Annotated in this window: 23 protein-coding genes and 1 pseudogene; 17 read left to right on the top strand and 7 right to left on the bottom strand. The window is 61.6% G+C overall.

From position 1 onward, the window contains the following. Positions 1-10 precede the first annotated feature (10 nt). From NU688_RS32275 to NU688_RS32215, 14 genes and pseudogenes are all read left to right on the top strand, one after another. A complete protein-coding gene (locus NU688_RS32275; protein ID WP_257865006.1) occupies positions 11-1897 on the top strand; it encodes a hypothetical protein in 1887 nt (628 codons plus the stop codon). Then, the gene (locus tag NU688_RS32270; RefSeq protein ID WP_257865005.1) at positions 1897-3471 is read left to right on the top strand and encodes an AMP-binding protein; all 1575 of its coding nucleotides are present in this window, start codon (positions 1897-1899) and stop codon (positions 3469-3471) included. Before NU688_RS32275 ends, NU688_RS32270 begins: the two co-directional genes overlap by 1 nt. Continuing rightward, a complete protein-coding gene (locus NU688_RS32265) occupies positions 3468-3728 on the top strand; it encodes a hypothetical protein (protein ID WP_257865004.1) in 261 nt (86 codons plus the stop codon). Before NU688_RS32270 ends, NU688_RS32265 begins: the two co-directional genes overlap by 4 nt. A 23-nt stretch (positions 3729-3751) precedes the next feature. Beyond that, the gene (locus tag NU688_RS32260) at positions 3752-4342 is read left to right on the top strand and encodes a GNAT family N-acetyltransferase (protein ID WP_257865003.1); all 591 of its coding nucleotides are present in this window, start codon (positions 3752-3754) and stop codon (positions 4340-4342) included. Next, the gene (locus NU688_RS32255) at positions 4335-5441 is read left to right on the top strand and encodes a C45 family peptidase (protein WP_257865002.1); all 1107 of its coding nucleotides are present in this window, start codon (positions 4335-4337) and stop codon (positions 5439-5441) included. Before NU688_RS32260 ends, NU688_RS32255 begins: the two co-directional genes overlap by 8 nt. A gap of 15 nt (positions 5442-5456) precedes the next feature. After that, entirely contained in the window at positions 5457-5780 is a 324-nt protein-coding gene (gene fdxA, locus NU688_RS32250; RefSeq protein WP_257865001.1) for a ferredoxin FdxA, read from the top strand. 13 nt (positions 5781-5793) lie between these two features. Beyond that, positions 5794-6720, top strand: coding sequence for an alpha/beta fold hydrolase (locus NU688_RS32245; RefSeq protein WP_257865000.1), 927 nt, complete (start codon positions 5794-5796; stop codon positions 6718-6720). A 16-nt stretch (positions 6721-6736) separates the two neighbouring features. Then, a complete protein-coding gene (locus NU688_RS32240) occupies positions 6737-7453 on the top strand; it encodes a TenA family transcriptional regulator (protein ID WP_257864999.1) in 717 nt (238 codons plus the stop codon). A 28-nt stretch (positions 7454-7481) separates the two neighbouring features. After that, positions 7482-8306 carry an aldolase gene (locus NU688_RS32235; RefSeq protein WP_257864998.1) on the top strand — a complete coding sequence of 275 codons (825 nt, stop codon included), beginning with the start codon at positions 7482-7484 and terminating at the stop codon, positions 8304-8306. A 2-nt stretch (positions 8307-8308) separates the two neighbouring features. Then, positions 8309-9019 carry a 4'-phosphopantetheinyl transferase superfamily protein gene (locus NU688_RS32230; protein WP_257864997.1) on the top strand — a complete coding sequence of 237 codons (711 nt, stop codon included), beginning with the start codon at positions 8309-8311 and terminating at the stop codon, positions 9017-9019. After that, positions 9016-10188, top strand: coding sequence for an acyl-CoA dehydrogenase family protein (locus NU688_RS32225; protein WP_257864996.1), 1173 nt, complete (start codon positions 9016-9018; stop codon positions 10186-10188). Before NU688_RS32230 ends, NU688_RS32225 begins: the two co-directional genes overlap by 4 nt. A 270-nt stretch (positions 10189-10458) precedes the next feature. Continuing rightward, the gene (locus tag NU688_RS32220; RefSeq protein WP_257864995.1) at positions 10459-11802 is read left to right on the top strand and encodes an MBL fold metallo-hydrolase; all 1344 of its coding nucleotides are present in this window, start codon (positions 10459-10461) and stop codon (positions 11800-11802) included. Positions 11803-12036: 234 nt separating this feature from the next. Continuing rightward, positions 12037-12177, top strand: a pseudogene (locus NU688_RS34120) (WYL domain-containing protein); the annotation flags it as partial. Positions 12178-12180: 3 nt separating this feature from the next. Continuing rightward, positions 12181-12546 carry a hypothetical protein gene (locus tag NU688_RS32215; RefSeq protein ID WP_257864994.1) on the top strand — a complete coding sequence of 122 codons (366 nt, stop codon included), beginning with the start codon at positions 12181-12183 and terminating at the stop codon, positions 12544-12546. A 41-nt stretch (positions 12547-12587) separates the two neighbouring features. On the opposite strand, the gene NU688_RS32210 is transcribed toward NU688_RS32215, so the two are convergent. From NU688_RS32210 to NU688_RS32195, 4 genes are all read right to left on the bottom strand, one after another. Beyond that, complete coding sequence (locus NU688_RS32210; RefSeq protein ID WP_257864993.1) at positions 12588-13109, bottom strand: hypothetical protein; 522 nt, start codon at positions 13107-13109, stop codon at positions 12588-12590. A gap of 42 nt (positions 13110-13151) precedes the next feature. After that, positions 13152-14732 carry an IS66 family transposase gene (locus NU688_RS32205; protein ID WP_257864992.1) on the bottom strand — a complete coding sequence of 527 codons (1581 nt, stop codon included), beginning with the start codon at positions 14730-14732 and terminating at the stop codon, positions 13152-13154. An 81-nt stretch (positions 14733-14813) separates the two neighbouring features. Next, a complete protein-coding gene (gene tnpB, locus NU688_RS32200; protein ID WP_257864991.1) occupies positions 14814-15161 on the bottom strand; it encodes an IS66 family insertion sequence element accessory protein TnpB in 348 nt (115 codons plus the stop codon). Next, entirely contained in the window at positions 15158-15511 is a 354-nt protein-coding gene (locus tag NU688_RS32195; RefSeq protein WP_257864990.1) for a transposase, read from the bottom strand. The genes tnpB and NU688_RS32195 overlap by 4 nt, the downstream gene beginning before the upstream one ends. Before the next feature lie 237 nt (positions 15512-15748). Here NU688_RS32195 and NU688_RS32190 point away from each other — a divergent pair, with 237 nt between their 5' ends. From NU688_RS32190 to NU688_RS32180, 3 genes are all read left to right on the top strand, one after another. Beyond that, the gene (locus NU688_RS32190; protein ID WP_257864989.1) at positions 15749-16408 is read left to right on the top strand and encodes a hypothetical protein; all 660 of its coding nucleotides are present in this window, start codon (positions 15749-15751) and stop codon (positions 16406-16408) included. 106 nt (positions 16409-16514) lie between these two features. Continuing rightward, positions 16515-17075, top strand: coding sequence for a 3'-5' exonuclease (locus NU688_RS32185; protein ID WP_257864987.1), 561 nt, complete (start codon positions 16515-16517; stop codon positions 17073-17075). Between the two features lie 191 nt (positions 17076-17266). Continuing rightward, positions 17267-20023: a UvrD-helicase domain-containing protein gene (locus NU688_RS32180; RefSeq protein ID WP_257864986.1), complete on the top strand. Its 2757-nt coding sequence runs from the start codon at positions 17267-17269 to the stop codon at positions 20021-20023. Between the two features lie 47 nt (positions 20024-20070). Here NU688_RS32180 and NU688_RS32175 read toward each other — a convergent pair whose 3' ends face one another. From NU688_RS32175 to NU688_RS32165, 3 genes are all read right to left on the bottom strand, one after another. After that, positions 20071-20871, bottom strand: a complete 801-nt coding sequence (locus NU688_RS32175) for a hypothetical protein (protein WP_257864985.1) — start codon at positions 20869-20871, stop codon at positions 20071-20073. 59 nt (positions 20872-20930) lie between these two features. Then, the gene (locus NU688_RS32170) at positions 20931-21761 is read right to left on the bottom strand and encodes a hypothetical protein (RefSeq protein ID WP_257864984.1); all 831 of its coding nucleotides are present in this window, start codon (positions 21759-21761) and stop codon (positions 20931-20933) included. A gap of 479 nt (positions 21762-22240) precedes the next feature. Beyond that, complete coding sequence (locus NU688_RS32165) at positions 22241-23224, bottom strand: RES domain-containing protein (RefSeq protein ID WP_257864983.1); 984 nt, start codon at positions 23222-23224, stop codon at positions 22241-22243. Positions 23225-23337: the final 113 nt, after the last annotated feature.

Raw genomic sequence — 23337 nt, 5'->3', positions numbered from 1 at the left:
AGAAACGGCAATGGATCCACGAGCGCATGCGCCGACGCAGCAGGGCCAACCGGGAAGCCTCTATGGCTTCGACATGCGCCACTACGTGGTCGCGGACAGTCCCACTCATGGCTGTGCGCACGATGCGGCGGTGCGCGCGCTGACCCATGGGGGCATCTATCCGATCGAACATGCCATCAACGCAATCGGCCTGCGCGACCGCGCGGCGCTGTCGGTGCTCGAGCGCCATCGCGAACTGCAGATCCAGCCCACCGAAGCATCGCTGGTACTCTACGTCAACACGCTGGGCAGGCTGCATCTGCGACCGGCATCGCAGGAGCGCATCAGCTACGAGGCCGGCGATCACTGCGAAGACCTGGGGTTCATCGACGCTGGCGCGGCGGTCCTCGAGGAGATCGAGGCTGCGCACACGCTGCTTCAACAGCGCGAGGCTGAAGCTCATGGCGTCATTCGAGCAGCGCTGGAAGAACTGCAGCGCAGCGGCGAAATTGCACACGTGCTCGATGAGGTCATCGACCACGTTGAGCACGTCGAGTCGGTCTGCTTCTACCTCGGCGACCGATTCTTCGCACTGATGGACCGCTACACCAATCTCATCGATGACAAACGCAGCCGCGGCTTCCTGAGCCTGCTGCGCGAGAAGAATTTCGAACAGTGGACGACCGAGGAGTCGCTCGCGGTCGCCTCGCTGCATGCGCTCTTCCTCTCGGGCCGTTCGGTGCGCTTCGAGGAATTCAATGGCACGCTGCTGGCCGCCGAGCGGCTGCTGCAGCGACTCGACGAACTGGCGCAGGCCTACAGCGCCGCCGGCAACGAAATCCAGGTGCCGCCCGATTTGGGTCTATTCGATCGGGCTCGACGCATTCGCGAGCAAACACTGCATGCGGTCGGCAAGCCATGGCTGCGCTACCGGTGGATCTACGGCCTTAATTTCCAAAAAGTCGAGCGCATCCTCGAGCACTCCGAGTCGGACGAACCGGTCGACGTCTGGTGGACCGAGTTTCGCAATGACTACCGCTTAATGGTCGGCCCCGCGGACGCCTTCGTTCCTTCGGAGCATGCTGGCATGTCCCAACTGGCGCAGGCCGCCATTGCGCGAGACGCGGCCGGTATGCGATGCAACTGTGGCAGCGTCGCAGTGACAGGCTGGGTCGAATACCTCATGGAGCGCATCGTCGGCTCCGCCGTCGTTGCCGCTTCGGCCGACTACGGCATGTCGAGCTCGATACGAGACATCGGCCGGCTCGTCACCTACGACGACGATGCGCTGATCGCGAGCATCCATGCGATGACGCCGGCCGACTTCTTCACCTGCTTCGTTTCGCGTGAGCTGGTCGAGCGCGTGGGCACAGCCGAGGCCGGAGTGATCGCCTCGTCGGTGCAAAAGCGCATGCAGTTCAACCGCTGGCATTTCATTCCCGGCAACCTCGACCGGCCGCTGATCCTCAAGTCGCGCCATTGGTACTACCCGCCACTCATTCCCGACATCGCGATCCATTCGGACATGCATCGCGCGGCGCACAACCGGGCGCGCGTGAAGTATTCGATCCGCAGCCCGGGGCCCGACATGTCGCGCCCATCGCTGAACATCGCGAGCCGCTACTACCGGGGCTTCTACGACGTCCGGGTGGTCCGCATGGAGGGCGACGAGTTCGAGATCGGCGACATCCTGCGCGTACGTCGGCGTACGTTGTGGCTCGAGGCCCTCTATGCCGCACTGTCGCACTACCTGATGAGTCCTGGGGCTGAACGGTTGGTGCGGACAGGCTTCCAGGCCGGCACCTACTGGGACATTCCCGCGCCGCAGGCTGTGCAGTCGGGCGCGAGCGGCGGGCAGATCCGCGCGACGTCCCCCGTCTCCGACGCCAAGACCGCCTTGATGGCGGCCCAGGCCTAATGGCTGCCTCCGGCGAAAGCGTTCCGCTGGTGGGTGCGGTCGGTGCGGTGGCGCGCACGGGCGACAAGAGCGTGAAGCATCACATCCGTTACTTCCGCAAGGGTGCGCTCGTCGACCTCACGCTGGCGCAACTCGATGCGCTAGCCCAGCGGCTGGCCCGTGCCCTGCAGGACGTGGGTTTCCAGCGTCACGACCGCGTGGGCGTGCTGGCTCGCAACGGCATCGAATGGGTGCTGCTCGATCTTGCGTCGATCAAGCTCGGTCTGGTGACGGCGGGCTTCGAGTTTGGCAAGTTTCCTTCCGTTGCACCGCTTGCCGATCGCTACAGGCTCAAAGGCTTCTATTCGGATGCGCCGGCGGATGTCGCCATCGACTTGGCCGGCACGCGCGACCTTCGTCCGTTGCTCGCGGAAGTTCTGTTGCGCGTGGGCGAGAGCGATCCGTCGCCGCACCGCGGGGAGCAGACCGCAGTCTACGCGCAGAAGGACATCACGACGATCAAGTTCACCTCCGGCAGCACCGGCGAGCCCAAGGGCCTCGAAGCCACTGTCGGCAGCATCGATGCCTCGCTCTCTGCGGTGCAGGCGATGTACCACCACCGCGACGGCGACAACATCCTGGTTTTCATGCCACTGTCGCTGCTGCAGCAGCGCTACTGGATCTACTCGGCACTGACGTTCGGCCACGACGTCACGGTCGTGCCTTTCGAACTCGCATTGGATGCGGCCCGCAGGACCGATCCCACCGTCGTGATGGGCGTGCCGGGCTTCTACGAAAGTCTGAGGCGGCTGATCGAGCGCGAATGCCTCGAGGCCGGTGACCCCGCGGCGCGGCGCGCGCAGATCGAATCCGTGCTCGGCCGGCAAGTGCGCTACATGTGGACCGGCTCGGCGCCCGCCAACCCGCAGACGCTGCAGTTCTTCAACGAAGTCGGCTTTCCGCTTTACGAAGGTTATGGCATGAATGAGACCTGCATCGTCTCGAAGAACCATCCGGGTAGCGAGCGGGTAGGCAGCGTCGGCAAGCCACTGCCTGGCAAGCGCGTCCGGATCGACGACGACGGTGTGCTGGTCGTCGGCAGCGATCATCCTGTCAACACCGCCTACGCATACTGCGAGCCAGGCGACAGCGAGAAGATCTTCATGCCCGACGGCGAGGTGCGCACCGGCGATCTCGCGCGCATCGACGAGGACGGATTCCTCTACATCCTCGGGCGTGCCGACGACCTCGTGGTGCTGGCCAACGGGCGCAACGTGTCCACACGCAAGGTCGAGGAGCGCATCAAGGAAAACGGCGAGGTCGCCGAGTGCGTGCTGTACGGCTCCGGCAAGGCCTACCTCGTGGCCGTGGTGTCGCCGGCGGTCACGCCCGCCGACAGCGAGGCCATCCACCGCCATGTGCGTGCCATCAACGAGACGCTGGCGCCTGACGAGCGCGTCATGAAGACTTTGATCCTGCCGAAGCCGCTCACTGTCGAGAGCGGTTTGCTGACCTCACAGTTCAAGCCCCGTCGTAAGGAAATTTACAAGTCTTTCCAACGCGACATCGAGAACCTGTACGGAGCCGTCCCATGAATCACAACCTCGAAGCCATCGTCCGCTCCAACCTCACCAAGGCGCTCAAGCAGGCGGACAACCCAGCCTTTCAATTGGACATGGACGAGGACTTGACGTACGGCTACGGCCTGACCTCGCTCGACATGATCATGCTCATGAGCAGCACCTGCGCGGAAGCCGGAATCCCCCTGACCGAGCTCGCCGAGGATGACATCGGAAAGATGAAGACGCCGCGCGACATCCTCGTCACGCTGTCCACCAGAGCCACTGCCTGAACCACCACTTGAAGGGAGCCCCCATGGATTGGAACCACCAGACACTGCGCGACGCAACGCTCGAGAACGAGATCGTGCGGTTGCGCCGCATCGCGATCGACGACAAACCGGGCTATGCCCGGATTGCCTTCGACCCCGGCATCTGGACCTACTTCGTCTCCACCATCACCGATGAGGCGAGCCTCGACGCCTTTGTTGAGAAGGGCATCCAGGAGACGCTCAACGGCACGCGCATCGTGTTCTCGATCATCGACAAGCGCAGCGGCCAGATCGCGGGCAGCACTTCGTTCGGCAACCTCGCGGGCGCTGACCGTCGGCTGGAAATCGGCTGGTCCTGGCTCGGCGAGGCCTACCGCGGAACTGGCCTCAATCGCTCGGTCAAAGGCCTGCTGCTTGCACACGCCTTCGGTGCGCTCGAATGTGAGCGCGTGGAGTTCAAGACCGACATCCTCAACACGCGCGCCCGGCGTGGTCTCGAAGGCATCGGTGCGACCGAGGAAGGCACTTTCCGCAGCTTCAACTACATGCCAAGCGGGCGCCGACGCGATGCGGTTTACTACAGCATCCTGAAATCCGAGTGGCCGCGGTTGCGCACGGAGCGATTCGGTGACTGAAAGTGCGCTGGCGGCTCCCCTGCTGTCTGTCGCGTCGGAACTTGCGCCGGGCACGCTAGTGCGTGCGAGCGGCAGTCGCTTCGAGTTGGGCGTGCAGATCGGCACCGCGCAACGCGGCGCGATCCACCGCTTCCTCGGCCGCCGCCTCGCTGGGCTTGAGGTGCTTGCCGCGCATGTGGGGGATGTGCAGGCGCTACGGCGCGAGATCGGTCGCCACATGCGGGTGATCGAGCGATCGCTGCCCGGTATGGCGCAGGAACTGAATGGCCTCGCGCACGGCGCGGAAATCTCGGTGTCGGATGCCTATCTGCTGCAGCTGCGGCGCGAACTCACCGGTTACCAGTCTGTGCGGCCCGCCGCCGGAGACTGCACGACCTTCGGCCGTCTCGGCGGCACATCGACGGTGCTGGGCCAAACCATCGACCTCAATGGCGACCTCCATGCCGAACTGTGCGTGCTGGACTTGACTCACGCGGCGTCCGGTAGGCGACTGTTGATGGCGAGCTTCACCGGCCTGCTCGGCTATTTAGGGATGAACGACCGTGGCCTCGCGATCGGCCTCAACCTTGTGCTGGGCGGCGACTGGCAACCTGGCATTCCGGGCTACATGGCGATACGGCACCTGCTCGACGAATGCGCGAGCGTGGACGAATGCATTGCACTGTTGCGGCAACTGCCGCTCGCGAGTTCGCGCGCGCTCATGATCACCGATGGTCGCCGTCTGGTGGTGGTCGAATACATCCTCAATTCGGTACGCGTCACCGAGCACAAGACTTCTTGTGTTCACGCAAATCATTTCCTGCATCCCGATTTTCATTCGCGCGACGAGTTGAATCCGTTTGCTCGCACCTCGTCGCTGCGACGCGAACAAGCCTGCACGACGGCGCTGCGTTCGCTTGGGACCGATGCGACGGCCTCTGCCTGCTTCGCATTCCTGCAAACGCCCCCTCTGCATGTCGAAGGAAATGGCGACATGCGGCGCGAGTGCACCGTGGGTGCCGTCGTGATGCATCCGTTGCTGGGACGCTTCGCGATCCGGCAGCGCGCGGCCACATCGCAACCGGCGCGCGGTGCACCGAGCACCCTTTCCAGCGTCTGAACAAGGAGAACGACGATGCCCTACGTGGTGACCGAGAAATGCATCCAATGCAAACACACCGACTGCGTGTCTGTGTGCCCTGTCGACTGCTTTCACGAGGGGCCCAATTTCCTCGTGATCGATCCAGATGTCTGCATCGATTGCGGCGTCTGCGAACCCGAGTGCCCGGTGCAGGCGATCCTGCCGCATGACCGCCTCGATGCGGGTCAGATCGAGTACCTGGAATTGAACCGCGAGCTTGCGCAGAGTTGGCCCATGATCTGCGATCGCAAAGACCCGTTGCCGGATGCGGAGCGCTGGGCTTCGGTGTCCGGGAAGCTCGCCGAACTGGTCCGCTAGGCCAAAGCCGCGCATGGCCCTCGAGACCCATCGCCTGCCCTATCTTTGCGAAGCGCATCGCTCGCTCGCCGTTGTCGTCGAAGGCGCGGGTGTCTTTCGCCAACGCACCGCGACCACGGATGACGACGTGCGGCTCGCAGTGTTCGAAGCCGGCGACGAGCGCAAGCCGACGGTGCTGCTGGTGAATGCGCTGGGCATCTCGGTGTTGTTCATGGCGGCGCTGGCCAAGCGGCTGGCGCGCGACCATCATGTCGTGACATGGGAGTCGCGCGGGCTGCCGGATTTCGATGCCTTCGATCCGGAAGTCGATCTGTCGATCCGGCAGCAGGCGCTCGACGCGGTGGCGGTTTTGCCCCGCCCAGCCAAGGCCGTTCATGCGATCGTGGCCTTCTGCTCGGGCGCCAACATCGCAGCGTACGCGGTGGCGAATGGGCTGCTGGATACGCAGCGCCTGTGCCTCATCAGTCCGTCGATCGAACTGCCCGACGCGCTGGAAAAGAGTGACTACCAGCGCACCATGTTGCCGCTGTGGCCCAAGGTGGTGACTGGCGGCACCCGCTATGCCGCGCTGGTTCGTGCACTGCTCCAAAAGGGCGCCGACACCGAAGGCGGCGACGACAATCCCGCGCTGTCGCTGCTGAACGGGCTTCCCTTCGATACCGCTGAGTCAACCTACCGCTACGCCCAGCTTCAGGCCGCATGCCTCGAGGTCGACTGGTCGCGCCATCTCGCGCGCATCCGGCCGCCGACACTGGTCCTGCATTGCGACGAGGACGCGATCATCCATGCCCAGACCTCGCAGGCCGTGGCGCGCTGCATCCCGGGGGCCCTTTTTCGCGGCGTGCCGGGCAGCGGCCATTTCGGCGTGCACACCTCGTCAAGCCTACAGGCGGCCGTGGCGGCGTACCTGGCCCGCGCGCCGATCACCCACCATATCTGATTCCAAGGAGCACAAGATGGAAGAGCATTTATCCCTGCTGGAAGATTTCAAGTCGAAGCTGGTCCATCGCATCCGCGACAGCAGGTTCCTCGTGCGTTGCCGGCAGGGAGAGGTCGAACTCAACGAACTCAAGCTGTTCCTAGTGCAGCAGGGCATCTACAGCAGCTACTTCACACGCTACCTCTGCGCGCTGATGGCCAATCTGCCGAGCAACACACAGGTCTCGCGGCTGGCCGAGAACCTTTGCGAGGAACTCGGACTGACCGAGGACAGCGCCACGCCGCACAGCGTGCTCTATCGCAACATGCTGATCCATTTCGAACTTTCTCAGGAAGGCCAGCGCCCCTTGCTCGGGACCCGCCGGCTGATCGACACGATGTTCGATCACTGCCGCGACGCCAACGTGGCACGCGGCCTCGGCGCACTGTGCCTGGGCGCGGAGGCGCTCGTGCCCTCAATCTACACCGACCTGCTCAAGGGCTTCAAGGCCGCCGGTGTCACCGACGATGCGGTGGAGTTCTTCCGCATCCATGTCGAATGCGACGACGGCCATGCCGACACGATGCAGAACATCATGGTCGAATTGGCGCGCACGAATCCCGACCAGATTGCGCGGATGCTCAGCGCGGGCAATGCACTGGTGGACGCGCGGCTCGATTTCTTCGAGTCGATCGAGGCGCAATGTCAAACAAGAACGGCACCGGCCGACAGGGCCACGGCGCCGACGCACTGACGCAGAAAGAACAGGCAAAGAACCGCGCATGGCCACGACCTTCTCCCTCGGCAAGGACGATCTGGTGCTGCGTGCCAAGGCGTCGATGCAGCGGCACCTCGAATCGCCTCGCTGGAGCTTGCGGCAGAAAGTCGCGCTGACCTGCCGCATCCTGTTTTCCCAGGGGCATGACTCTGGCCTGGCGGGCCAGATCACGGCGCGCGCGCCCAAGCCGGGCACTTACTTCACGCAGCGGCTCGGGCTCGGCTTCGACGAAATATGGCCCTCCAACCTGCTGGTCGTCGATGAAGACCTCGAGGTGCTCGGCGGATCGGGCATGGCCAACCCTGCCAACCGTTTCCACAGCTGGATCTACCGCGCCAGGCCCGATGTGCAGTGCATCGTCCATACGCATCCGCTGCACGTCAGTGCGCTGTCGATGGTCGGTCGTGCGCTCAAGATCGCGCAGATGGACGCATGTATGCTCTACGACGACGTCGCCTTCCTCGGCGAATGGCCGGGCGTGCCGGTCGGCAACAGCGAGGGCGAATTGATCTCGGGCGTGCTCGGCGGCAAACGCGCGGCACTGCTCGCGCACCACGGGCTTGTGGCGACCGGGCGTTCGGTCGAAGAGGCCTGCGTCGTGGCGATTCAATGCGAACGCGCGGCCCGGTTGCAGCTGCTGGCCGAAGCGGTCGGAACGATCAAGGAACTCAACCCTGCGCTGGCCAGGGAGGCGCACGACTGGATTCTGGCAGGCAAGCGTTCGGAAGCCGCATTCGCCTACTTCGCGCGGCGCACGCTCGTGGGATGCGACGCCGGTGAGTTCGAACCTGAACCGGATACGGAATTACCGCTCGGACAGGGAGAATGAGGGTGCGCATCGAAGCTTGGACGTGCCGTCCCATCGATGTCGAGGCCTGGCCGCTGGAGGTGTGCGAGCGCATTCTGTCCTCCGATGAACTCGATCGTGCGAACCGCTTCATCCGGCAGGCCGATGCCGAGCGTTTCCGCGCCAGCCATGCGGCGCTTCGGCTGTGGCTCGGAGAGCGACTCGAGATGCCGCCGGCGGACCTGAAATTCGCCGTCACCGGTCCGGCGGACAAGCCGATGCTAGATGCGTTGCCATGGCGCTTCAGCCTCAGCCACACCGACAGCCATTGGGCCGCCGCCGTCGGTGAGTGCGCCGTGGGCATCGACATCGAGTGCCTCGATCGTTTCGCGGGTCGGAAGGACGGGTTGGCCCGGATGATTCTTTCTACAGCGGAGAGAGAGGCCTGGAGCCAGCTCAAAGAACCGTGTGCAACGCATGTACTCGCGCAGTTCTGGACGCGCAAGGAAGCCTTGCTCAAGGCCATCGGCACAGGCCTGCATCGGTCGATGGCCTCGGTGAGCGTCGGCTGCGAGCCAGGACCCGTGACCCTGCGTGCATCGGATGCCGAAGGACGACCAGGCTGGTGGACCCTCAACGATCTCCCCGGGTTGCCAAGCGGATTGGCCGGCGCGCTCACTCGCCAACGCGGCGGCCTTCATCCGCCCGCCACCAAGTGCGCGGACGCCCTTATTCGAGAAGCCTGTACGCCATGACCCTGTTTGACCCCTCCATCCTGCGACTACCCTTCTACGAAGAACGGCACCACGCGCTCGCGGCCGACCTGGAAGCTTGGGTTGAGCGGCATCGGCAACTGCCGCACGAACATCGCGCGCTAGATGTCGAGGAAAAGGGGCGCGTCTACACACGGCTGCTCGGCGAGGCCGGTTGGCTGCGGCACGCGGTCGAGGCGGACAGTGGCCGGCAACGCCCCGATGTGCGTTCGCTGTGCCTGATCCGCGAAGCGCTGGCCTTCCTCGACGACCTACTCGATTTCGCGTTCTCGATTCAGGGCCTCGCCGCTGCACCGCTTGCCTGGTACGGCTCGCCCGAGCAACGAGCCTGCGTCATCCCTGCGATGCGCGAAGGCCGGAGCATCGGTGCGTTGGCGTTGTCCGAGTCCGAGAGTGGGTCCAATCTCGCAGCGCTCAAGTCGCAGGCGGTGCGCGAGGGCGCGGGCTATGTGCTTGACGGCACCAAGACTTGGATCTCGAACGGACCTATTGCCGACCACCATGCGGTACTTGCACGCACCGGGGAAGGACCAGGTGGACTTGGTCTTAGCTTTCTCTGGGTCCCGGCCAGCACCTCGGGATTGCGTACCGAACGCATCGACCTGCTCGCGCCGCGCGCGTTCTCCAGTCTCCATTTCAGTCAGTGCCTGCTGCCTGCAACGGCGCTCATCGGAGAGCCAGGCAAGGGCTTCATATACGCCACCGAGATCCTCGATCTTTACCGCGTGAGTGTGGGCGCCGCGGCACTCGGCTTCTGCCGCCGTGCGATGCGCTGCGCCACGGATTGGTCGCGACAGCGCAACGTGGCGGGCTCGAAGCTGATCCAGACCCAGTTCACCATCGAAAAGCTGTCCGGCATGTCCTTGCACCTCGACACCACGGCACTGCTCGTGGCGCGCGCTGCCTGGGAATTCGACACAGGCGTTCGCGATGTGGCGGCCCATGCGAGCATGGCTAAGCTGCATGCCACGGACGGCGCTTCGCGCGTCGTGGACGACGTGGTGCAGCTGTTCGGGGCCGCTGGCCTCGTTGCGGACTCAGAGCCCGAGCAACTGTTCCGCCAAATCAGGGCCTTGCGCATCTACGAGGGCACGTCAGAGATTCAGAAGATGATCATTGCAGGCGCAGTGTCCCGGCCGCCCTCGCGTTGATTCGTCGCCTGCGACCGAACTCATTGGCCATCGCGGCGCCGTGAATCGACGCGCGGCAGGTAAGGGGCAGCGACTCAACCGCAATCGCGCCGTGGCAGAAGGATCAATGCTGGTTGACCTGATCCCCGTACTGGGACTGAGCGAGTGCAATGAGAACCTCCTTTAAGCCTTTCGCTAGCGAAGCCACATTCAGACCTACGATGTGCTTGGTAAGCGCGCGGTGAATTCCAACCCGTGGATATAGAGTCGTATTTTTCAAAGAGGGAATTGATGTACAACTTCAAAGTCGACAGGACGCAGTATCCGATTGGGCAAGGTGGCTTTCACCACACGCAGATTCATTGCTGGCATGAGGAGCCAGGCTTCAGCGTTGTCTATGACTGTGGCGGCTCTAACGAAACGCATCGTAAGGACGTGATTGCGGCCTTCGCGGACGAACGCCCCAGAGAGCATGACTGGCTTGTCATCTCGCACTTAGACCTGGACCATATAAGTGGCGTCCCTCAACTGCACGCATCGAAGCAGACTTTTGCCAATGTCATCCTGCCACACCTGAAAGCAAAGGAGCGGCAGAAATACTTTGACTGGATGGTCTTCGTCGCATTGGCCCAGGGACGCGATGCGGACGTGATTCAGGAGGGAATCACCACCGCAATCGGCCTGTACAAAGGCACTTTCGGGCGGCCAGTCATGATCATCCATGGTCCGACTGACGGGCCTGGCGACGAGCAACAACAGGCACCGGCCCTATCACTGCCGGCAACTGTACGAGAGGTTCTTCGAACAGCCAAAGAGGGAACGACGCTGGGTGATGGCACTTCTTTTACTTTGGCGAAGGTCGACTGGCAGTTCCGCTTCTATTCCCGCGAGTGGGACAGTGCTAAGGCTAGCGTGATCTGGAACTTGACGGTACTCAATGCGCTAAAACTGCTTATCAAAAACTTGGGCAAGGGCGGCAGCACCGGCATAAAGTCATGGAAAGGCGAAGTCAATAAGTTGCTGAATACGTCTGTCAGCGAGGCGGACTGCGACGCTGCACTCGAGCAGGTCAGGACAGGCGAGAAGGCCAAACGCGGTATGACACTCAAGGCGCTGATTGGAGCTCTGTACAAGTTGACAGAGCTCGAGCACTACAACAGCGCGTCGCTGTGCATGTATTCGGGCCCGAGGGAGCGGGGGAACGACTATGGGCGCTTTAGTTTCGCCAGGCAGGTTCATGGTCTGCCGGACTGGGAGACGCCACGGTTGCAGCCTGTCCAGATGACAAGAAGTGTGGGCTGGCTGGGCACAGGCGACATGCATTTCCCTGATCAAGCTGTTGTCACGGACTTTGCAAGTCATTTTCTTGCGGAACTGCCGCGAGTCTCCACTATCCTGGTGCCTCACCACGGGTCCAGGCACAACTATGCAACTGACGGCATCAGCCCGCTGTTGTCCCTGATGACGTGCTTTAGCTTGGGCGTGCGATTGTTTATTGCGCCTGCGAAGCGCTCCGTCTACGGCCATCCCCATGAAGAGGTCGAAAGCGCGTTGAGCAGGTGCGATGTGCTTCAGGTAGTTAGTGAGTCTGCGCTCACACAAGTTGACGAATCGATCACGAACGTCTGGCGCTAAGACGACTCACCGTTCAATCGGTTGGGTTTCCAGATAGGGCTGCTCTGCTCAAGTTCGGTCGTCGCCGACACAGTTTCTTGCTGATCAAACGACTGGATGTCGGATTCGGCCCATCTCTGACCCTAGGTGCTCAGTCCCAGCCCACGGTGCGATGCGAATACCCGACTGCGTTGAATCTGCCAGCGGCGTCCGTGATCGCGCCGATCACCCGGGGCCATCCGTTTGGGACAGGCTGTGCGGCTTCACTGCACATCCGTCGCAAGTGGCCGCACCCTCAAGGAACTGGTACCTCTGGCGCTGGTCGACATCGGTCTGATGTGGCAGGTGAGGGCATTCGACCGAAAGCGTCGCCAGTTTCGGGACTACGTGCTCACGCGCATGCAAGATCCCAAGGTGCTGGATGACCGCCCTGTGCTCAAGGAAGAGACCGTAGAGCAAGACGTGCTGTGGAACCGCGTTATCGAGCTGGAACTGGTCGCGCACCCGAACCATCCCAGACCCGAAATCGTCAAGATGGACTACCCAATGGTGGACGGTGTGCTCAAGGTGCGTGTGCGAGCTGCGCATTCGGGCTACATGCTCCGACGCTGGTGCGTGGACTGTTCTCCAGACCACCGCCTTGCCGCTCGCGATTTTCCGCTGTGGCTCAAGGAACCGTTGGATTTGTACGGGAGCGAAGCTGAGCTTGCTCCCGGTTATGTCGATCCTCGCGCAGGGAACGGCAAAAAGATTCGTGCGATGTAAGGTAAGCGTTCGCCCATTACCCTCTTGACTCGGGGCGGCGATCAGATGTCGACGACCTGACGCAACATGTGGAAGGGGACGCGCCACGATTGCCCGCTGCCGATGTCGACGGTGGCCGTGCGCTGGTTGATGCGCTCGATGATGCCCACCTGAGGCTGGAGGTACTTGTCGTCGAAGGCGACCCTCGCGCCGCGATGGAAGTCGCCGCGCGCAGGCCTGTGTTGAGGCAGTGCCGCGCCGGATGCCGACGTGGTGTCGACTGGGCTCGCAGGATTCGGCGGCTCGATGGCCGCGTACGGCAACTTCCACTCTCTGCGCGTGCTGTCCTCGTGCAAGGTGACCTGGGTGTCCCTCATGGCGACCACCTTGCCGCTGCGCATCTGGCCGTCGCGCCAGTCGATGAAGCGCACGATCTGCCCGAGGTTCATGTGGGTCCGCACGGCGATGACCCGCCGTGGATCGGCCAGCATGCGATCGATGATGGCGCTCAGCTGGAACAGCTGTAGGCTGCTGGCCTGGTTGAGCGCATCGATCAGCTTTGCGTCGGGGCCTTGCGAATTCACTTCGTCGTCCTCCTTGCGTTTGCGGCGCCGGACGCGAGGTCTTCAGGCAGCCAGTCGTTCCTTGGGCCGCTCGACATGCTGGCCGCCAATGTTCCAGGGCAACAACTCGTCGATGCGGTTGATGGGATGGTCGGCGATGCGCGACAGCACGTCGCGCAGGTACGCCTCGGGATCGATCCCATTCAACTTGGCCGATTCCACCAGGCTATAAATTGCCGCGGCGCGCTCGCCACCCGCGTCAGAGCCCATGAACATGTAGTTCTTGCGACCAAGGCTCACACCGCGCAGAGCGCGCTCTGCGGCATTGTTGTCGATCTCGATGGTCCCGTCATCACGGTAGCGCGTCAATGACCGAAGGCGAGTGAGGGTGTACCCAATGGCGCGTCCGAGTTCCGACTTGACCGAGACCTGCCCGAGCATTCCCCTCAACCAGGCGAACAACTCCTCGAGCAACGGTCCCGCTCGGGTCTGGCGTTCATGACATCGCTCCTCGGGTGATCGCCCACGGATGTCGGCCTCGATCGCATACAGGGCGCCGATGCGTCGCAACGCCTGTTCGGCGATCGAGTCGGGAACTTGCCCCTGACTCTCATGCAGATCCCAGAAGGGCCTCCTGGCATGCGCCCAGCAAGATGCTTCGACGATGCCGCCGTCAGCGTAGAGCTTGGCGAAGCCGGCATACGCGTCGGCCTGCAAGACGCCCTTGAAGTCCTTCAGGTGCGCCTGAGGATGTTCGCCCTTGCGGTCGGGGGAATAACGCAGCCACGCCGCAGGCGCGTCAGCGCTCCCCGATGCGCGGTCGTCGCGCACGTAGACCCACAGTAGTCCAGTCTTGGTGCGGCCGCGCCCGGGCGACAGCACGGCCACTGGCGTGTCGTCTGCGTGGAGTTTGGAGCCGGCCAGCACGTAGCGCCCCAGTGCGGCGACCAACGGGTCCAGCAGCCTCTCGCCCTGGCCGATCCAGCCCGACATGGTGGAGCGCACGATCTCCACACCCTCTCGGGCATAGATGCGGCTCTGGCGGTACAGGGGCTGATGATCGCAATACTTGCTCACCATCACGTGGGCCAACAGCCCGGGCCCAGCGACACCGCGTGCGATCGGTCGGCTTGGTGCCGGCGCCTGGAAGATGGATTCGCATGCAACGCACGCGAGCTTGGGGCGCACGTGCCGTATCACCTTGAAGCGCGAAGGCACGTATTCGAGTTGCTCCGAGACGTCCTGGCCGATCTGACGCAGACGCCCACCACAGGCGTTGCAGCCACAGGCCTGGGCGTCAGCATCATGCCGTGCATTCGATGCTGGGGGCCTGTACACCTTGTCCTCGCGCGGCAAGTGAGCCGGCAGGCTGCGATCGAAGCCTTCGCTGTTGGCCGCAGGTGCCTTTGGCGTTTTCGCGACCGCCGCCAACTCGTGCACCGGCAGGCCTTCGATCAACGCGATCTGCGGATCGTTCAGTTGCTCGCTGGAGGCGCCGAACCGCGCGCGCAGTTGCCGCAGCAACTGCATCTTGAGCTTGTCGACCATCAGCTTCAGTAGTGCGACTTCGGCGTCACGGGCCTCGACGACTCGCATCAGCGAGTCAACGGTGGGAGGCATGTTAGAGGTCTTCGACACTGGCATCGACTATGCCAGTGCGCCGTGCGATGTCGCCTCGCCCGGCCATCACGACGCAGACCTCTAACGGACGAATTTCACACGATCTCAGGCAGCAAGCATGGGCCGGTCGGTGCGCGTGGGCATGCGCCAGTCAATGCCCTCGAGCAACATCGAAAGTTGTGCCGCAGAGAGCGAGACCTTGCCCGACACAGCCTGCGGCCAGACGAAGCGGCCGCGCTCCAAACGCTTGGCCAGGAGAAGCAGACCCTGGCCATCGAACCACAGGACCTTCAGCATGTCGCCGCGCCGGCCGCGGAAGACGAAGACGTGACCGCAGAACGGATTGGCCTGCAGCGCCGTCTGCACCATCGCCGCGAGGCCGTTGAATCCTTTACGCATGTCGGTGTGCCCTGCCACGATCCACACACGTGTGTTGGCCGGCAGTCCAATCATGAGCGCCGCGCCAATGCGTCCAGCACGACGCGCAGGCGCAGGCCATCGACTTCTCCATGCAACTTCAGTCGCGCGCCGAAGACCTCGAGTTCGATGTGACCTGGCGGCGGCGGTGAGGCGGGGACGGCCACCATTGACGTGGCCGTAGAACCCTCGATGTTGACCGCGAGCAAGGCGACCTCGTTGTTGCCATGCGCCAGCTTGTGATCCACCGACATCCAACGGCGCAACTGGTTGGCGTTGATCCCGTGCCGCAGCGCCAGGCCTGCAACCGATGCGCCAGGCTGGCGCGTCTGCTCAACCAGCCAGCGCCTGAACGCCAGCGTGAAGATGCGCTTGCCGTTGGTCATGACCCGTTCCACTGTCGGGCCAGTCCAGTCTGGGGTGTGTCCGCTGTTCAACATTGTGGACACATGCTCGCCTGCTCAGGCGCTCATCGCAATGTGGTTCAGACCGTACGCTTACGATGTAAGGGTTGAGTGGGTTGAAGCAGTTTCGCAACCGGTCAACAACGTAGATTGTCGAGCGAACCAGCTCGCAACGCAGCGACGGTTGCAGTGGCCAACTCCTTGTGCGAGCCTTGGTGCATGGACATCGAACACCTCTTGCGCCGATCCGATGAACTCGACGACAGCATCGTTCGAATGCTCGAACTCGACCGTTACCCCGAGCACGGTGAAGGGGCGGAAAAATTGGCACTCAGCGTCACTGCCGCCTCTCTCTCAATCGACCACGCACGCGCGCTGCGATCGCTGATTGCCGACGGGTTTGTCTCGTCGGCGGTGCCCCTGATGCGACTTCAGTTCGAATCGACAACGCGCTCGGCATGGCTGCTGTTTGCGGCTTCAGATGGACAAGTGGCCTTGGCTGCGGCGCCGCTCACCGCGGCAGCTGACGAAGCTGCGCGGAAACTGCCGGCAGCGCGAGAAATGATCAAGCAGCTGCGGGGAGTGTCGATTGCCGTGCCGGCCGCTGCAGCACCTGCAGCCATGCTGGGTCGATTTGAAGACATGCAGCGGCATGCCTTGAATTCCTTCGTCCATGTCGGCGTGCACGCACTGCGACGTCACCAAGACGGCTTTCCGGTGCAGTTGGTCTGGCAATTGATCGAATGCTCAAACGGCCTTGTCACGATCGCTGCGATGATGCTGGCAATACTGACCGGAGACCGCGTTCTGGCAGCTCGGATGAACCGCGTGCATGTCGGGTTCGAAGACTGTCTGACGCCGCTGCTGCCATCCTACTGAGGCCAAAAAGCGGCGCTTCCCAGGGAAGTGTTGGCACAATCATTCGAACGTCGAGACGGCACGCGAAGACGAACCGCAGACAAGTTCACATTTCGACGGGGGAAAAATGCAGGCAGATCGATACTTGGTCATCGACTTTGAGGCCACGTGCTGCGACACGGGAAGTGTGCCCCGTGAGCACATGGAGATCATCGAAATCGGAGCCGTGATGGTGGACGCGCGATCGTTCGAGATCGAGGATGAGTTTCAGATTTTTGTTCGACCTGTTCGACACCCGAAGCTGACGACCTTCTGCATAGCCCTCACGTCGATTTCCCAGAGGGACGTCGAACTCGCTCCCTCGTTCAAAGACGCAGTTGCCGAGTTCAAGCATTGGCTCTATCGCTACACCGGCTTTGTCTTCTGCTCGTGGGGCGACTATGACCTGAAGCAGCTGCGCCAAGACTGCGATTTCCACAAAGTACCGTATCCAATCAGTGCCCCTCACGTCAACGTGAAGCGGGTTCTGACGGAGAAGCAAGGGTTGGCCAAAAAGCCGGGGCTTGGCGACGCCATTCGCCTCGCTGGATTGACATTTTCTGGCACGCACCACCGCGGCATCGACGATGCTCGGAACATCACCCGGCTGCTTCCGTATGCTTTCGGAGTGGCCCGGATCGCGCCGTGACCAGGTGCCGAATTTGTACTGTGCAGTTTTGAACTCGAATCGCATGCTCGTTCTGAATTGGACCGTCGCAGGGAGAAAACAAACATGATCCGAACCGATTTTCTGGAAGCGTTGATCGAGCCTGCGAGTGGGGGCGCTTGGGTGCGCCCCGGCTTTGGGCGCAATGAGCGTCTTGGTTCAGGCCCAGGGCGGTGAGTCGCACAACGTGGGCCCCCTCGTGGTGGGGCAAGACGTTCACCTCTGCGCCTTCGTGGCGATTGGAACTGCTGGAGCCTGATGTCGTTCTTCACGTCGACGAGCAATCGGCGCGCATGAACGTGATGGTCTCCGAAGGCTGGACCATCAGCCGAGGGTTCATCTGGTCGCGTCTGAATGCCATCCTGCCTGGTGGTGCCGCATTGGGCCTCGATGGCCTCTCGGCAGAGGCTGCGAACGCTTTGCACCATGCCCTGGGACAGGCCCGCGCGGCGTATCGGCAGCACCTCGAAGTTCGAAAACTGCTTGGTGCGTTCCCAGCCGCCATTCAGCCGGTGGTTGAATGGGCTCAGCAGCTCATTGCGGCCGCGAAAGCGCAGCTTTCAAACAAGGGCTGGCTGACTTCCGAATTCGTGGCACGCTGGGTTGGCGCACGGCCAACGAGTGTCCTGACCGAGCTCCTGACCGTTCCTGAGGTTAAGACGCACTTGGCGGCGCAGCCAGAAGCCATTCGCAACGGTGTCGGCCTTTGGCAGCAGCCCCTCGAGAAATTCGCAGCCGGGGTCAACGACCGCCATCTCGCGCGTGAACTGGAAGCCTGCAAAGATTTTTTCGACCGGGTAGAGAAGACGCCGTTGACCGAGGAGCAATCTCGGGCCGTCGTGTGTTTTGACAACCGCGTGCAGGTCATCGCGTCGGCCGGGTCGGGCAAGACGTCCACGATGGTGGCGAAGGCGGGGTATGCCCTTCATCGTCAATTGATGAAGCCCGATCAGATCCTTTTGCTGGCCTTCAACAACAGCGCGGCCAAAGAATTGCAGGCACGCGTTCGGCAACGACTCGCCCCACTCGGACTTGACGCGGACCGGATCGTGGCCCGGACCTTCCACGGCTTCGGACTTGACGTGATTGGAGACGCAACCGGCAAGCGCCCTTCGGTTGCGCAGTGGGTGGAAGAAGGCCGGGAGGCCGATCAACTTATGGAGATCGTGGATGAGCTCAAGGACCGCGACCCCGTGTTTCGTGCCGAATGGGATCTCTTCCGTGTGGTCCTCGGGCGCGATCTGCCGGCATTTGGCAAGGAAGAAGATTCGCCGGAAGACTGGGACCAGCAAGACAACACGAAGACAGGCTTCAGAACCCTGCAAGGGGAGGTAGTGAAGAGTCAGGGTGAACGGTTGATCGCAGACTGGTTGTTCTACAACGGCGTCGAATACCAGTACGAAGCCGCCTACCCAGTGGACACCGCCGACCCGAGGCACCGGCAGTACAGACCCGATTTCTACTACCCAACGATCAACGTGTTTCACGAGCATTGGGCCGTCGATGCCGATGGGAATCCACCCGACGCCTTCGTGAACTACGCAGAGGGCATGCGCTGGAAGCGTCAGCTGCATCGCGACCAGAACACCGCGCTCATCGAAACCACGATGGCCCAGCTGTGGTCCGGCGAAGCGTTCAAGCATCTGGCCCAAGAGCTCACCGCACGAGGCATCGTGCTGGATCCCAATCCTGATCGCCCAGTCCAGGGGCGTCGCATCGTTGACAGCGGGGATCTGCTGAAAACAGTTCGCACCTTTTTGAGCCACGCGAAAAGCAACCGACTCGACGCCGCCGCGCTGCAGGACCGCTTGGCGACCGAGCCGTCTGGGCGCTTCCACTTTCGTCACGCGTTGTTTCTGCGGCTGTTTGATGCGATCCGCCAAGGATGGGAGCGCAGGCTAATCGAGGCAAAGGCCATCGACTTCGAGGACATGCTGAACATGGCAGCCGACCATCTTGAAGTTGGCCGCTGGAAAAGCCCCTTCGAATTGGTGATGGTGGACGAGTTTCAGGACGCGAGCAAGGCGCGGGCGCGACTGGTTCAGGCGCTCGTGGCCCAGCCGGGGCGATGTCTGTTCGCCGTCGGCGACGATTGGCAAAGCATCAACCGTTTTGCGGGCGCCGATCTTTCAGTGATGACTCAGTTCCAGCGATGGTTTGGCAAAGCTGAAGTGCTGCGGCTGGAACGCACGTTCCGCTGTCCGCAATCACTTTGCGACGCGTCAGGCCAGTTTGTCCTCAAGCACCCAGGTCAACTGAAAAAGAAAGTCCGTTCCGATGCCACAGAGCACGCGCCGACGTTGGAAGTCGTCGAGGTCGGCGACGAAGAGGAAATCGCAACTGCGATTCGACGACGGCTCGATGGTTTGTATAAGAACCTCAAGGAGGGGACGATCGCGACCAATAAGGATGGCATCCTGAGCGTGCTTGTGCTTGGGCGGTATCAAAAGGACAAGAACTTCTTGCCGTCGTTGACTGGATTGGCAGATCGGCTTCGCATCAACTTCATGACTGTGCACGGCTCCAAGGGGCTCGAAGCCGACTACGTGATCCTGCCAAGAATGGCCTCGGGAATCAGGGGATTTCCGAGCAACATCCTGGATGACCCAGTCCTTCGACTGGCCATGCCTGACGGCGAAGATTTCGAGTACGCAGAGGAACGGCGCTTGTTCTACGTCGCCCTTACTCGGGCTCGTCGGGGAGTTACGCTGGTGGCGCCCCGCAGGCGGATTTCGCCATTCGTGGTTGAACTGATGAAAGACCAAGGCTTGAAGGCCGTCTCGCTCACCGGCGAAGCCGCGTCGACGCAGGTGTGTCCAAAGTGTCAAAAAGGGGCGATGGTCCAGCGGCCCGGGAAGTGGGGGCCATTTCTCGCGTGCAATCGATACCCGCTGTGCAAGAACACTGTGAGCTTGCCGAAACAGCGATAGCGCGGGTGGAGCGTGGGACGCCCTTAAGCAAAAGGAAAGGTCGTGCCCTAAGACTTGGCCAACGCCGCCATCGCGGCAAGGGTCGCGGATGCTGCAGCGGAGATGGCCTTCTCCTGCTCTTGAACCAGCTTCTGGAACGCCTGGAAGGCCTTGTAGCAGTGTTGGCACTCCTCCTCGAGCAGTTCGACAATCAGCTTCAGTGTCAGCGGCCCCGTGCCTCCGAACCCGTAGCTCACCCGGTTGGTCTCGACGTTGACTTTACGCGTGACGATGTTGGTTTGACCAACAATGATCCGTGGCGAGAAGCGGTGGTTATAGGTATGGCGGAAGTTCTTGGTCTTTGCCTGGTAGCCTTTGTCACCGATCCGTTCGAGCTTCGTCTTGAGTTTGTTCCATTTCTTCCACGGACCTCCGACCACTTCTGCCTGCGCGAAGTAGATTTTGTCGTCTAAGGCTAGGTTGTCCGCCCACCCTTCTGGTAGCTTGGTCTGGTTTGCTTGGTGGCTGAGGTGCGCCGCGGCAAAGATGAAGCGTGACCGAATGACGTAGGGCAAGTTGAGCGCTATGGTCGCGAGCGGGTTGACGAACTCGTGGGCGACGTCGAACTTCCCATTGTTGTCAAGCTTGTCCACCACGTCGCGCCAAGCCGCCAACTGGTGCGTATAACGAGTCAGATCGTTGATGACGTTAGCGAGTTCTTGGGAGAACTCTTTGAACATTTCGGCATACGGCATCCATTCGAACGGCAGTGTTTGGGGAAGTGCTCCCCAGCCATACGGCATGAACATCCCGTTGAATGGGGCAACTTTCAGCGCGGCGCGGTATTGCCTGTAGCGGTAGGTCGACACAGCTTCTCCCTGGAAAAAATCGCCTCATGCATCAACTCATGCTACACATACACTAGCGTCTAGGAAATGGAGGGTGCCGGTTCCGGACCTCCCCGCACCAGGTCAATGAGCCGCTGGAAGTTGGCTTGATCGTCGTCACTCTTCCAGCGATTGACGAAGCGGGCAACCACCTGCAGATTGCCCAACTCGTAATGCCCATTGGAATCGCGCCGATCCAGTGAGGGCGCAAGTTCCAAGTCTGCGAAGCTGATGTCGAGTGGCAGTTTCGTGATCGCACACACGGGCTCACGCAGCAGAACCTCGATGTGCGCGCGGAACTGTTCTTTGGACTCGAAGCGCACTTCTTTTTTCTTTGCCACCTCAACCCGCTGGGTACCGCTTGCCGCAGCCGCCTGGTAAGCCATCTCCATCATGTGGTCCACCGCGCTTTTTCGGGCGGCCGTGAACCGCGTGTGCGCCGGGTCGATTTCCCAGGTTGGGAAAGGCCATTCCAGCATCTTTGCGAGCCGGCGCAAGAACTCTTGCGCTCCAGCGAGCGTGAAGCCGATGTCAAATGTATTGATCCTGGAATCTTTTATTCGATTCCTGGCGGTCTCGTTCTGGAGTTGGTCTCGCTGGTGTTCCAACCAGCCATAGACGTTGGCTTGAATCCCCGTGACACTGCTCATTTGTGCCATTGCCACCGGATCAACGGTGACTTCAAGCTCATTGGTGCCAAGGCACCTGTCTCGGTAGATGGACATGATCCATTTATTGTTCAATCGCGGCAATACGATGTAGATGCCATCCTTGAGAATCTTGTTGTTCGGATCACTGCGAACTCGCAAGTCGCCTGAGTGGGGCGTGATGATCTTGCCGCATTGCCGAAAATCTTCGTTGCTGACATTCAAGGAACCACCTCCGCTTCAATGGATGCTTTGAGCTGTTGCCGATTGCGCTGATAGCGGCGAGTCGCCGCTACCGCGATGAGAAGTCAACGCCCCGCCCTCGAGAGTTCGAGCTTCCAGGTAAATTGGAACGGGTGCGAGAGCGCGGAAATCAATTGCGCGTAAGTTCCATAGTTCTGAATTCCCCGTCGGAATGAGCCGTGAGTGATCGTAAAACCGCCCCATGCGCGAGTTTGCAATCCTCCCGCTCCCGATCCCGCCACCGGCATTGGCGCGCGCTGAGGCAGTGCCCCTAGTCCGCGGTTTCTCATCTATCGAGGTAACGCTGGCGAGTTACATCACAAATGTAATCCGATCACCGATCGGAAGGTTGGTCCGGCTTCTCGTGTAGCTCGGCGTCTTCGTTCTTGCCGCATCGGCCAAAGCCTTGCATCGCCAATGCTGACCAGTTGCGCGGGACCGCGGTCAGGCTGAAGGCGCCGTCAAGGTGCCGTTGGTTCGCGCAAGAGCGCTCGTTCGAGGACTTCGGCCCACGTCAGTGCTTGTGCAAATGCGACCGCCCCAAAAGGGGCAGAAGGGGTCGCCCTAGAGGGAAAGAGCGCGATGTTTCGGCCGCGTGGGCGCGCGGCACTCGGGTACATCACACCGTCAAGGGGGCGGTCGTCGGTTGTCTCGAAACCTTGGGCGAGGTACTCAGACATCACTTGCGTCGGTACGTAGTGAATGTCCGGCAAGCGTTGCCTGTCGACGGGTTGCGAAATCTCATCGACAAAGCTTCGAAGGAAGGCCAGTTGGTCGTATGAGGCGCTGTGCTCGGGATCAAAGAGCGAAGGAATGGGCGGTATATCGGTGAAATCGACGATCCGTAGAGGAGCTTCCGAGCGAAAGATCGCAACTGGGATCACTTCATTTGCCTCGAGCGGGCCCATTTCTGCGAGGGCGGTGTCAAGTTCAAAGGCAAGGTACAAGTATGGGATGCCTGTGGGATTCATGCGCCCCGACCTCGCGACACTTTCCGGCGGTGCCCCCAGGTTATTCGCATCGGGCGACCAACTATCGTTGGGCCTCAGAACACGGCCTCTGAAGAACTCCCGCCCGGGTGGTATTTCCTTCACCAGGTCTGCATTGCGGATGACGTGTCCGATCGCCGAAAGCATGTCGGCTGGTTGAATCCCATCTTCAGGATGAGTGGAGGTGCGTCGATGGAAATGAAACCGAGTTCGGTGTCGAACTACGTTGCAGAAGTTCAGCCAGGCGCCATCCAGTTCTCGATTAAGAGGAAGCGTTCCCCAGATCCCGTCTGGTGCTTCAACCCAATTTTCAATGGAGAACGAACTCACCACGACGGCGAATACTTGGGGTGACGCGGCGAAGCCGATCTCTTCGAGCACCTCATCCGTTGACATGAGGTCATCCAAATACTGCCCGTCCGCAGCTGGCGTTCCAACACGATCGTACGCGGTCAATTAACCACGCCCTTGTTCGGTGAACGATGAGCTGTGAGGCTACGTGCCCATGTAGAGCAACATGGACATGTAGAGATGACAGAGCAGTACGCAGAGTTGAGAAGCCGGTTGGT

The organism is Variovorax sp. ZS18.2.2, assembly GCF_024701975.1.
Lineage (GTDB): Bacteria > Pseudomonadota > Gammaproteobacteria > Burkholderiales > Burkholderiaceae_C > Variovorax.
Note: the sequence above shows the minus strand (reverse complement) of the source record. Positions and strands in the feature narration are given on the sequence as shown.